The organism is Mediterraneibacter flintii, assembly GCF_055387595.1.
The window spans coordinates 2,680,944-2,693,559 of sequence record NZ_AP031405.1; the positions used below are offsets into that span (position 1 = coordinate 2,680,944).

Sequence of the window (12,616 nt, forward strand, 5' to 3'; positions counted from 1 at the left end):
TCTACAATGCTTCTTTCATTCTGCTCCAGTCAGCAATAAACTTTTGAAGTTCTTCATAGGAAGCGCTCCTTGCATTCCTTACATAAAATCCAGAATTCGCTACTCCCGTAATAAGTGCTTCTTCATATCCAAGCCCTAACATTCTTCCCAATACGAAACCCGCATTGAAATTGTCCCCTGCTCCTGTTGTAAGCTTCGGGGATTCACAATAAGGACCATCCACAAGGAACTGTCCTTCTTTACCTGCTACGCACGCCTGTTTTACAGGATGAACTACAACCGCAGATATGTGTATATTCTCCCACAAAAATGTAACCGTCTCCAGTACATCCGCAAACTGTGCCTTTTCCTTTCCAAACAGTTCTGCAATTTCATAAGCTTCTTTTTCATTCAGTCCCAAAATTGTTTCAAATTTAGTTTCAAATTGTTCCAGATATTTCAATGCCTCTAAAATATCTTTCTTGTCCCTTTTTTCAGGATCTGCTAAATCTACAAATAAGGTTTTCCTGTCCTGGGTTTCCATCTCTGGAATGACTTCACAGATAATATGTTTCCATATATCTGATGTTCCTACCACTAACGTCCAATTTTCAAAACCGATTAAGTCGCTCTCATCTATGAGCTTTGCAAGAGCTTTTACGCCTATTTTTTCTTTTATATTTTTCCAGTTTACATCTTTTAATGGTTCTAATTTACAACTGATAATTTTTCCGTCCAGAAACTCAATCGCATCTGTATATCCTGGATTACTGATAGAAACCGCTTTGACCTTTTGGGTCAGTTCGTGAAATACTGGATGAACATATTCCTTTCCCAACGCGCCTATATATGTAATATTACATCCATGTGCCGCCAGGGAATTTGCCATAATCGGCCCGTTTCCTCCAAGCTTCCTCTGAACTGGCAGCATCTCTATATTAAAGCTTAATCCTGCCGCATCACAAATTTTCCGGCCATATTCCTCCATATAATTCAGCCGTTCATACCGTTCATTGTCATAGCGTTTTCCCACGACATGTATAACTTCATCCACAAAGCCATCAAACCCCATAAGCATCCGGAGCGCAGCGGGATTTTTTTCTTTTAGCTTTCTTTCAACATCTTGTAATAATCTGTTGTCCGACATATAATTCACCTTTTTATCTTACATATTGGTTCATAAACTGTTTGCAAAGCAAAATAGACTCCAGACGGTCTTCTAGCGTGTCCTCATATGCTCGGTCTTCTACTTCAATAATCACATCCCCTTTGTACTGTACATCATTCAATGCCGCAATTACTTTGCCCCATTCAATGTCTCCCAGCCCCGGCAGCTTCGGCGCATGGTACTCCAGCGGAGGTGCAAAAAGTCCTACTTCATCATATTTTTCCTGATAGAATTTCACATCTTTAATATGGAAATGGAACAATTTATCTTTAAAATTATAAATAGGCTTCAGATAATCCATTCTCTGCAATACCATATGAGACGGATCGTAGTTCAGTCCGAAATTGTCACTTTCGATTGCAGCGAACATCTTTCTCCAAAAAGCTGGATTGCTCGCCAGATTATCTCCTGCCGGCCATTCATCTCTAAAATACATCGGGCAATTTTCAATTCCGATTTTCACACCCTGTTCATCAGCAAATGCGATAATATCCGGCCATACGGATAAAAATTCCTCCCAGTTCTTTTCGTTGTCAGCAGTCCTGTTTTTTCCTATAAATGTATTTACTACTGGAACTCCCAGTTTCTTTGCACCGGTAATGCATGCCTTGATATGCTCAATCGCTATCTTTCTTGTCTCCGGATCGGAAGACAAAGGATTCGGATAATATCCCAATCCGCTAATGGCAACATTTCTGTCCTCCGTATATTTTTTAATATATGCAACTTTTTCATCATCCAGACTGTCCACATCAATATGCGTTACCCCTGCATATCTTCTCGCAGCTTTTCCATATGGCCAGCATGCCAGTTCTACACTGGCAAATCCATTTTCTGCCGCAAAATCAATCACTTGCTCAAACGTAAGTTCTGGTACGATAGAGCTTAAAAATCCAAGTCTCATAATGACACCTCCATATTTTATACTAGAGCCTTCTTAGCGGCTCACTTTTTCACGCACATAGAAAATTAACATCAACAAAAGAATCGCTCCTATTCCAAGCCATTTACCTGCATCCCCCAGTCCATATGAGACAAAAAGGTTCGTAAGTGTCTGAAGAACCATGGCACCGAGCACGACATTTATATAGTTTCCCTCGCCGCCATTTAGAGAGACACCGCCAACTACTACTGCTGCGATACTAGGCATAACATACTGAGATGCCATATCTTTAAACGCCTGTCCTAAATTTCCCAGCAGTAAAAGTCCGACACAGCCTGCTATAATTCCACTCGCCACAAACGCCATTGTACGGATCACCTGGACTTTTAGTCCACAGCGGTAAGATGCAAGTGCATTAAATCCTATACTCTTTAACAACACTCCTATCTTTGTTTTATAGAAAACGATCATTGCAATCACTGTACACACAAGCAAAAGCCAGATAATATTCGGGACTACTCCAATGGAACCTGTCGTAATCGTCTTTAAAACGGGTGAGGGGGAACCGCCTATTCCATATTTTGCAGAATATACATTCACAATTCCCTGGGCCACATTTGCCATTCCCATTGTCACTACAAGAGAAGGGAGCTTTACATAGCTGACCAAAAATCCGTTTATCAGGCCAATACATCCGCCTACTGCAACCGCAATAAGAATCGCTTTCCACAACTGTGCATTGCTTCCCTCCAGAATATGTGCAGACAGTACAGCAACCAAAGTTGCAGTGTATCCCACGGACAAATCAATATCTCCTCCTACACAGATCACCAAGAGCTGGCACAAGGCAAACAGTGCAATATAAGTGGCAAACTTTATCATCTGCATAATAGCATGTACGGATACAAAACTGCCTACTGTTATCTCGCCGATCACATAGAGCAGCACAATAAAGGCCAGTGCGATCAAAGTCTTCTTATACCTTCCTGCCATTACCGTAAAACTTTTTTCTTTCACCACTTAATTCACCTCCCTTTTTTCTGCTGCTTTTGCATTCATCGTCTCATATATGGTAGAAATTGTTATCGCCAGGATAATAATTGCACCGCTTACTAATACCTGATATTCTGCAGGCAATTCCAATATGTAGATCAGTCTGTTTACCAGGCTCATAATCACAGCTCCGATTGCCGCCATATATACTTTTCCCGTTCCGCCGCTTAGTGCAACTCCACCTACCACAACTGCCGCGACAGACTGTAATGTCAGGGGATCTCCGATTCTTGCAGAGCCTGCCTGATTCTGCGCTGCATAGAACAACGCGCATCCATAAATAAACAATGCATTAATAACATAGGTAAGTAACTGCATTTTCGCAGAATTGATCCCACTCTGGTATGCAATATCTCTATCAGAACCTACTGCATATAGGTATCTGCCGAATTTTCTTCTGCTCAATACCACCCACACAATGATCCCTATAATGATGAGAAGTAATCCACTTGGTATCACTGCTCCAAACTGTTTCAGACCCTCCGGCAGACTTTCCACTGACTGGAAATCATAGAAAATCCGCATCCAGTTTACACACTCGCCTCCTGGTGTCGGCATCACAAAAAGCGCTGCTCCCAGCCAGATATAAGAGGTTGCAAATGTAGCAATCAGCGCCGGTACCCGCAAATATCCCACTACGAATCCATTGATAACTCCGATTCCCAAAGCCACCAAAAGCCCGATGAATAATGCCTTAACTCCTGTAATATCGGAATCCGCATGCATGACCGCCGTCAAGGTACACAATATAAGAGACATTGCCGGCCCATTTGACAAGTCCAATCCGCCACCGATGATGACAAATGACTGTCCCATAGCCAGCAGAATCAGCGGAGTCCATGAAATAATATTGTTGCGGATTGTATATGCTTCAAAAAAATTGCCTGACAATGATGCAATCACAGCAACCATAAGGATAAGGAGAATGACCGTTGCTGTCTCTGTTCTGTGCAGCAGCTTTTTAATGCTCTTTACATTCATCTTTCTCCACCTCCTCTTCCTTCGTAAGATTTAAGGATGCCGCTGTGATATTCACATTGTTGATCGCATCACCTGACAGCCTCTTCACAACGCTTCCTTCATACATGATCAGTACATTGTCACAATATCTTACTAATTCATCATTGTCACTGGCATATAAAATCACACTGATGTCTTTTTCTCTTGCCAGTTTTAAAATAAATTGATACATATCGCGCTTTGCACCAATGTCTACTCCTTTTGCCGGATCGGAAAGTAAGAGAACTTTTATATCAAATGGAAGCCATTTGCCGACTACAATTTTCTGCTGATTTCCTCCTGACAGATTATCCGCCTTTGTGTCAATAGAATCTGTCTTAATGGACAGTAGTTTGACAATTTCTTCACATTCTTTCCGGTATTTTTTCTCCGGTATAAAAAAGGGGTGTCTCTTTAATGCAAATTTAGGCATCAGCATATTGTGATAGATCGATTCTTTCATCATTAAGCCTTCTGTCTGACGGTCCCCTGGCACTAAAAATATCCCTTTTCTTATCGTGTTGGCAGGAGTATTTAAACGTATCTTTTCCTTATTCAAATAAACTTCCGCCTGCAAGGTTTTATAATTCCCTGCAAGTGCGAGCATAAGCTCCGTCTGCCCCTGTCCCTGCAGTCCGCCTATGCCAAGTACTTCTCCTTTTTTTACAGAAAACTGAATATCATGCAGGATATTTTCATACTGTAGATTCTTTATTTCCAGCTGAATGTCTTTTGTGTTCTCTGTATGTGTATGGCCAATATCCTCTGTATGAATATCTCCTGTTATCATTTTAACGATTTCTTTTTGGTTTCTTCCATCTACCTCAAAATCAACGCTCCCCACATTATGGCCATTATTGAAAACAACAATGTCGTCGCACACTTCCATAATCTCGTTCATTCGATGAGATGTAAAAATAATAGAAGTTCCCTGTGCCGCCAGTTTTTTCATATATTTGAACAAAGCCTGTGCTTGTGCCTGTTCCAACGCAGCCGTAGGCTCGTCCAAAATTAATAGCTTCGGCTCTTCTGAAATTGCTTTTACAATTTCAACGATCTGTTTTTCACTGGAATTAAGCTGCACAACCTTTCGCTCAATGTCAAATCCTTCTACAAAAGAATCAATCAATTCCTTTGTAATTTTCTTAGCGGACTGATTGTCAAGAAATCCTTTTTTCGTTTTCTCAAAGCTCAATACAACATTCTGCCATACAGTCAAATCTGGAATCAGGCTCAAATTCTGAAATGCCATAATAATGCCGGCTTTTTTCGCCTCTATAGGATTGCGGAAAGAAACCTGCTGTCCATAATATGTAATCGTTCCGCTGTCCGGAAGGTATACGCCGGTGATAATTTTGGAAATTGTACTCTTGCCAGAGCCGTTCGTTCCCAAAAGTCCAGTAATTTTCCCTTCTCTGCATACTATATTGCCGTCGCTTAACGCAGTAACACCGCCAAAACGTTTCACAATATTTTTAGCCTCTAATATTACCATCCGTTTCCCTCCTAAAAGAGTTCCTCTCTCCCGATCATATATATTTCCTGTCATCGTGAGAGAAGAACCCTATCCTTTACTCTTATTTAAATAATTCCAGCGCTTCTTCTTCTGTCAACCACTCATCCAGCTGGTAATCACCGGATTCTTTTTGCAGAATTTCCCATGCTTCATCAAAATTTTCTTCTGTATAGAAAGAACCTACAATATAAGAATATGTATTTCCGTCCAGTTTAGATTCATCCAGTTCTTTTCCTTCAGCCATATTAACAGCCAGTCTCAATGCTGTCGCTGCAACTCCCGGCGGGTTTGGCTGTGCGCATGCCTGGAAATCTGCGCCTTCATCCATCAACTTCTTCCATTCTGTAAAGAATGACAATCCCGGATCTCCTATCATCACTTTCGGAAGCATTCCTGCATCCTGGAAAGCCTGTAGACAGCCATATGCCATACCGTCTTGTGTAAGAACACCGTCAACATCCTGTGTTGTACTTAAAATTTGTGCACATGCTTCCTTCGCTTTTGTCTGATCCCATCCTCCGGATGTTTTCTGTAAAATCTTCATATCCGGATTTTCTTTAAGTACCGCATCTACGCCTTCCTGTCTGGCATTATCTGCTGGATTTCCGTCCAGACCATTGATGTAAATAAGATCCCCTTTTCCGCCAAGAGCCTCTGCCACAAATTCTACGTTTTTCGTCATCCATGCCGTATGATCAAGCACAACATTTAATGCACCCGGAGCATCGCATCCTGTATCTGCAATCACAACTAATTTTCCTGCCTTCTGTGCATCGGCAATCGCTTCATTCAAAGCAGTACTGTCATTTGCATCAACAATGATAATATTTACTTCTGGATCTGATGTAAAATCACGGATGATATTTGCCTGCTCTGTTGCATCTCCGTTTGTTGTGTTGTTTACGATCTTATAATCTTTGATTCTGCCCGCTTCTTTATATTCTTCCGCGACAATTGTAAAATCGTCGATCATCTGGTCTCTCCAGGAAGTACCTGAGGAACCTGTGGAAAATCCTACCACCAAGTCTCCCTCCGGGATAATTTTATATATATCCCCTTCCAGCGACACCTCTGCTTTTGCTCCATCGCCGCTTTCCTTCGTTTCTTCTTTGCCGCCGGAGCTTCCACATCCAACGATAAGAGAAGCAACCATAACAACTGCACACATCACACTTACAACTTTTCTTTTCATAATTCTTTCCTCCTTTACTTTTGTCTTTTAATATGATATGTTGTATTTGTATCATACATTTAATACTTTTACTTGTCAATCATTTTTTGTCATTTTTTTCAATCTATCAAATCCCAATATTTATTTTTTCGTCAAATTGCACATTTAATCTATATTGACATTAATTATTATTAAGATTACATTAGTAATATACTAATAAGTGCAACATCAGGAGGGTATTTATGGATATTAATAAATTCAAAGAGTCATTTCACTTTTCCTATGACAGTACGGTTCCTCTCTATATGCAGCTAGCCTCTTTTTTCAAAATACAAATACAGGCGGAAGAACTACATATTGATGAACAGATGCCTCCAGAAGAAACCTTGTGTAATATCTTAGGCTGCAGCCGGACTACTGTCAGGCAGGCAATGAATCTTCTTGCCAAAGAGCACTATATAACCAGATGCCGCGGCAAAGGTACTTTTGTAACTATTCCCAAAGTAGAAAGAAATATGAATCATCTATATTCTTTCTCTGAGGATATGCGTGCTCTTGGTATGGTTCCTTCCTCTCAAATTTTGAAAGCATCTGTCATACAGTCTCCGCCTTCGTCGGTGAAGGACATCTTGAAAATGCCTGGAAAGCAAACCACTGTTTTCAAATTGCTGCGGTTAAGATGCAGCAATGACGTGCCTTTTCTGATTGAAGAAACCTATATTCCATATTACCTGTGTAATGGCATTGAACAATTTAATTTTGAAGCCTCCTCTCTGTACCATATTTTAACCGACCATTACAAATTAAACCTGCATCACGCCTCTGAAAATATCGAAGCAATTATTCTAAGTGAAAAAGAGGCGGATTTGCTTCAATGTCAAAGTGCGCTGCCTGTAGCTGGCTATCGGATTCACCGTATTTCTAGTCTTGAATCCGGCTTTATATTTGAATATACTTCCTCTGTCACCCGCGCAGACAAGTGCACTTTTCGTATAGATTTGTACAATAACTCTGACCTTGGCGAACACATTCAAAGAGAATATTATTAATCCGAGGATATTCTTTGTTCTGCCAGTCCAAAGGGAAAATCCTTTATCCGTTATACCCCCTGACGTTTTAATACTGCATCGACAAAGGATTTTCCTCTTGCAATATCCCCTGCATCCAGATGTTCAATAATAAGAGGCATGTTCGGGTGGAACTTTGCTAAAAGCTTTACATATAAATCATAATTCAGGCATCCCAGTCCAGCCGCCGGCAGTTCTACGGCGCCAGAACCGCGGAAACAATGCGATTCATCTGCATCAATATCCGCCACTTTTACAGAAGTATCCGTTGCCAGCTTTATATCTTTTGCATGTGCAATCACCATCTTGTCTGCAAGAGCATTAAAAATCCGGTTCAGTTCTCCATCTATATCGTCCATTAAAGCTTCTGTAAAATAATTCGTCGGGTCACAAATCAGCTTTAAGTTCGGCATGTTGATGTCGCTGAAAAGTCTCTGTACCTGCTCAATAGAGCCAATTACATTGTTTACGTAGTTCTCCACGATAAAGGTAGCTCCCACTTCTTTTCCAAACTTTACGATCTCCGCAATCGTTTCTGCTGTTTCCTCATATGCAAGTTCTCCCGCGTTTGCTTCATCCCAGGCCCAATCACTTTCTATATTTTTAGTTCCGGTCTCACTTGCTACATATGGACACCCTAGATCTAACGCTCGTTCCATCATCATTTTTATGTAATCAAGATTTTCCTTCTTCTTTTCTGCATTGTGGTGAATAATATTTGTATATGCAGAGACAGCCACAATAGGAAGGTTTGCGTCGCGGAACTTGTCACGAATCAGATTTGCCTTTTCTTTTGTTAAATATTCTTTTACTGCATCGCAATCTTTAAAAGAAACATCTAACTGTACACATGAAAATCCATCTTTTTTAATCTGTGCAATCGTTTCATCTATTGTCATCGGGTAATATCCTGTAAAAATACCTGTTGCTATCATATGCTTTCTCCTTTTTCCCTTTTAAAACTCTGTATGAAGAGGTAAAATGCGTTTTTCTTCTGCTGCCTTCGGTATGGTACACAAAATATCAATTACATGTCTTGCATGCTCTGGCGGCAGCCCTGTTTCTGTATCATTTTCTATCGCTTCTATCAAATCAGCTATGCTGTCTGCCTGTTCAAATTCCTTATCTGGATACATCTGTGGAAGTGGATCCATCCAGCCCCTTGCTTTCTTTTCTGGATCATCCAGGTACAACCGTACCCCATCCCCTTCTCCGATCCGCAGTTCTCCAAGTATCGTTACCGTCCCAAGTGTTCCATATACTTCCAACATATTTACGGTAGAAGCCTTCTGGCAAAAGCCCGTATCTATAATTCCAATGCAGCCGTCTCCCCAGTTCAGAGTGATCAGATAATTGTCCGGAAGCATATCCGTCTTTATCTTTTTCCCGTCAAACGCTCCAGAGCGTACCGTTCTCTCTGGTTCAGATATTGCCGCCATACATCCCACTTCCTTTGCCGGCCGATCCATGACTGCCGTTGCCATTGTAATTCCATGAACACCCATGTCATATAACGCCCCTGCCCCTGGTTTAAAAAACCAGGATGGATCTGCATCTCTATACTGGAAATATTCTGGCCCTCCATGGGAGGCATGTACACGGATCATTGTCACCTTTCCGATTGTCCCGTTTGCAATAATCTCACGCACCTTTTTAATGTCGGGCCGAAGAAGATGAATCGGAGAGGCTGAATATTTCACATGCGCTTCCTTCGCTGCCTCTATCTGTTCTGTAACCTGTTCTACAGACAGCCCTACCGGTTTTTGTGAATAGAGATGTTTTCCGGCTTTCAGCGCCTTCATATTAATCTCGTGATGTGCCGGTATGGAGGCTATATCCATCAAAATATCAAATTCACATTTTTCCAGCAGCTCGTCGTAATCACTGTACCATTGCGGAATCGCGAATTTCTCCGCACATTCTTTTGCACGTGCAGCATTAATATCACAAACAGCTGCCAATTCTGCTTTCGGCATCTTTTTTATCTGTGGAATGTAAATATCCTGTGCAATCATGCCACATCCCATAATTGCTATTTTCCATTTTTTCATACCGCATCCTCCAATTTCTCATTTTTGATCCTTTATCTAATGTTTTCTTCTCTCATCTGTACGCCAATCATTTTGGTATCCACTCAACAGATCCACAAAACGCTTCGCTGTCAGATGCGGGCGAGTAATTGCACTTCCAACAACTACAGCATGTGCTCCCAGATAAATACATTTCATAGCATCTTCGGGTGTATAGATATGCCCTTCCATCATCACATACGCTTCGTCTTTCAAGTCTCGGCACATTTTTGCAAACTCTCGTAAATCCGGCATCTCAATTTCTTTTGTTTCTTTTGTATAGCCATATAAAGTAGGGCCTACAATATCCGCCCCCATTTCAACGGCTCTCTTTGCCTCCCTATAATTTGAAACATCGGCAAATAGGATCGCATCTGGCAATGCTTTTTTTACTTCTGGAAAAAGTTCATAAGCTTTTCGTCCATTAATCTCTTGTTCTGTACAGTCTAATGCAACAATTTCTGCTCCTGCTTCATAGACTTCTATCGCTGCTTCTACGGTTGGCGTAATAAACACATCTGTATCTGCGTTCCAAATCTTGTACAATCCGATAATCGGCAAATCCACAGCCTTGTGGATCGCGCGTATCTGCTCTGGTGAATTTGCCCGAATCCCGACGGCTCCGGCCCATTTTGCCGCCTCTGCCATTTTCACCGGCATTTCTTCACTATAAATAGGATCGTCCGGCTGCGCTTGGCAGGAAACAATCAGACCGTTTTTAAAGGATTCCAAAATTGCTCTTTTTCTTTCATCCTTCGTCTTCATAAAACACTGTCTCCTTATTCAACTTTGTATGTTGAAATCATCATACCACCGCAGTCGGACGTTGTCAATCATTTTTTATCTTTTTATATCATTTATTATCATTTTTAAACTATTTTTCTCATATATCCGCTTTCACCATAGTAATGTTATCCGGAAGGGCCGTATCCGTCTGGAATTCATTACAGTAGATTTTGTCAAATTTCGAAAAATCACATAATTTTAAGAACCCGTTCGCCTCAAATTTATGCGCGTCTATCAGCAGGTAATTATTATCTGACTGCTCCATAGCAATCTTTTTCATAATCAAACTCTCTGTCTCCGCCATATAAGCTGCCTTTTGCTCCAAATTGGCAGCCACACAGCTGATAAAGCTTTTGTCAAAATGGAATTGACGCAGCATATCCTGTGCCATTGCTCCGACATTCATATTAAAATAAGGTGAATACTCCCCGCCAATCATAAATATCTTCGCCGCCGGATTCGCAAGCTTTTCTAAAATCAACGTGTTATACGTAACAATATGCACATTTTTCTTGACTAGCTCTGCTACTAACGGAATCATGGTTGTCCCTCCGTCGATAAAAACGCACTCCCCTTCTTTTACAGTTTTGGCAACATAACGTGCAACCAGTTCTTTTTCTTTCATATGAACAGAAATTTTTCTGTTCATAGTAAGCTCTGCACTTACATCATTCTGCGAATCCTCTCCAATGGTTGCGCCCCCCTGTACACGCTTTAACTTTCCTTCCGCTTCCAGCTTTTCAAAATCACGCCGTATTGTTATCTCTGCCATATTCAGCTCTTTCGCAATTTCCCTCAGATTAATAATCCCTTTTTCTTTAAGCGCATTTAAAATATACCTTTTTCTTTCTAACGCAATCATATCCTACTCCTATTTCATTTTTTCAACAACAACCTTCTCTCTATCATATTTTATCATATTTTATCATCAATGTGCAAAAAAAAATTAAACTTATTGAAATTATATCTATTTTTTCTGTAGTACAGGGTACGTGGAACAAATCAATTCCATCTCTCCTTTGAACTCTGACGTTCCATAACCTGCCGGTATGATAAAATGATCTCCTTTTTTAATATGCATGTTATTTATCCTCCCAGATCCTTCCACCACACTCACAATCAAAAACGGGAACCTCTGCTCTATTTGGAAAGAATCTGAAACATATATCCTAAAAACCTTGTAATAAGCATTTTCTCCCAGGATTTCCTCCTGGTTTTTGCAAATAGCTTCCGCCCTGTAAATACTTGTTTCTGTGCTCTCTGCCGGTACCTTTATAACGTCAAGAGCCTTTTGTGTATGCAATTCTCTTGGTTTCCCGTCTTTCTTCCTTCCATAGTCATACACTCGGTAAGTAATATCTGAATTTTCCTGAATCTCAAGAAGTGTAATCCCTCCTTTTATCGCATGGAGAGTCCCCGCATCAATCTTTATAAAATCGCCTTTTTTGATCGGAACTCTCCTAAATAAACTCATCCACCTGCCTTCCTCAATCATCTGCCTTAATTCCTGTCTACTTACTGCATTATGCCCTACAATCAGGTAGGAATCTTTCTCACACTCCAGAATATACCAACATTCATTTTTACCTGGACTTCCCTCTTCGTGTTCTTCTGCATAGACATCATCAGGGTGTACCTGTATGCTCAAATCTTTCCGCGCCTTTATCACTTTCACCAAAAGCGGGAAGTATTCTTTTTTTATATTTCCGAATAGTTCCGGAGCTTCTTTCCATAATGCCGATAATGTTTTTCCTCTCCAGCTTTCATTTTTTATTCTGCAATCCCCTTTTTCATTGGCACTTATCACCCATTGTTCTTCTCCCCATATCATTTTCTTAAGTTCTGTTTCTAAAAATATTAATTCTCTCATACTTTTCCTCTTCTTTCAAAAATAGTGAACAAAGTGGGCAAGCCCACTTTGCGCG

General features: G+C 40.7%; 12 protein-coding genes. 1 reads left to right on the forward strand and 11 read right to left on the reverse strand.

Going from position 1 to position 12,616, the window contains the following annotated elements; translation table 11 throughout:
• Window position 1 precedes the first annotated feature (1 nt).
• The 6 genes from ACZ5C4_RS12695 to ACZ5C4_RS12720 form a co-directional block, all read right to left on the reverse strand.
• Window positions 2-1,126, reverse strand: a complete 1,125-nt coding sequence (locus ACZ5C4_RS12695; RefSeq protein WP_464521323.1) for a PfkB family carbohydrate kinase — start codon at window positions 1,124-1,126, stop codon at window positions 2-4.
• A 13-nt stretch (window positions 1,127-1,139) separates the two neighbouring features.
• The gene (locus tag ACZ5C4_RS12700) at window positions 1,140-2,051 is read right to left on the reverse strand and encodes a sugar phosphate isomerase/epimerase family protein (protein ID WP_186877246.1); all 912 of its coding nucleotides are present in this window, start codon (window positions 2,049-2,051) and stop codon (window positions 1,140-1,142) included.
• Between the two features lie 33 nt (window positions 2,052-2,084).
• The gene (locus ACZ5C4_RS12705) at window positions 2,085-3,050 is read right to left on the reverse strand and encodes an ABC transporter permease (RefSeq protein WP_464521324.1); all 966 of its coding nucleotides are present in this window, start codon (window positions 3,048-3,050) and stop codon (window positions 2,085-2,087) included.
• Entirely contained in the window at window positions 3,051-4,064 is a 1,014-nt protein-coding gene (locus ACZ5C4_RS12710; RefSeq protein ID WP_464521325.1) for an ABC transporter permease, read from the reverse strand.
• Window positions 4,045-5,577 (reverse strand): sugar ABC transporter ATP-binding protein, encoded by a 1,533-nt coding sequence (locus tag ACZ5C4_RS12715; protein ID WP_464521326.1) that lies wholly within the window; start codon window positions 5,575-5,577, stop codon window positions 4,045-4,047. Before ACZ5C4_RS12715 ends, ACZ5C4_RS12710 begins: the two co-directional genes overlap by 20 nt.
• 82 nt (window positions 5,578-5,659) lie before the next feature.
• Window positions 5,660-6,790, reverse strand: coding sequence for a substrate-binding domain-containing protein (locus ACZ5C4_RS12720; RefSeq protein WP_464521327.1), 1,131 nt, complete (start codon window positions 6,788-6,790; stop codon window positions 5,660-5,662).
• Between the two features lie 221 nt (window positions 6,791-7,011).
• Here ACZ5C4_RS12720 and ACZ5C4_RS12725 point away from each other — a divergent pair, with 221 nt between their 5' ends.
• A complete protein-coding gene (locus ACZ5C4_RS12725) occupies window positions 7,012-7,818 on the forward strand; it encodes a GntR family transcriptional regulator (RefSeq protein ID WP_464521328.1) in 807 nt (268 codons plus the stop codon).
• Between the two features lie 50 nt (window positions 7,819-7,868).
• Here ACZ5C4_RS12725 and ACZ5C4_RS12730 read toward each other — a convergent pair whose 3' ends face one another.
• The 5 genes from ACZ5C4_RS12730 to ACZ5C4_RS12750 form a co-directional block, all read right to left on the reverse strand.
• On the reverse strand, window positions 7,869-8,771 hold the full coding sequence (locus ACZ5C4_RS12730; protein WP_464521329.1) for a sugar phosphate isomerase/epimerase family protein: 903 nt from the start codon (window positions 8,769-8,771) through the stop codon (window positions 7,869-7,871).
• 21 nt (window positions 8,772-8,792) lie between these two features.
• Window positions 8,793-9,887: a Gfo/Idh/MocA family protein gene (locus tag ACZ5C4_RS12735; protein ID WP_464521330.1), complete on the reverse strand. Its 1,095-nt coding sequence runs from the start codon at window positions 9,885-9,887 to the stop codon at window positions 8,793-8,795.
• 36 nt (window positions 9,888-9,923) lie between these two features.
• Window positions 9,924-10,670 (reverse strand): N-acetylmannosamine-6-phosphate 2-epimerase, encoded by a 747-nt coding sequence (locus tag ACZ5C4_RS12740; RefSeq protein WP_464521331.1) that lies wholly within the window; start codon window positions 10,668-10,670, stop codon window positions 9,924-9,926.
• A 118-nt stretch (window positions 10,671-10,788) separates the two neighbouring features.
• Window positions 10,789-11,553: a DeoR/GlpR family DNA-binding transcription regulator gene (locus tag ACZ5C4_RS12745; protein WP_464521332.1), complete on the reverse strand. Its 765-nt coding sequence runs from the start codon at window positions 11,551-11,553 to the stop codon at window positions 10,789-10,791.
• Between the two features lie 105 nt (window positions 11,554-11,658).
• Entirely contained in the window at window positions 11,659-12,561 is a 903-nt protein-coding gene (locus ACZ5C4_RS12750; protein WP_464521333.1) for a type I phosphomannose isomerase catalytic subunit, read from the reverse strand.
• Window positions 12,562-12,616 lie beyond the last annotated feature (55 nt).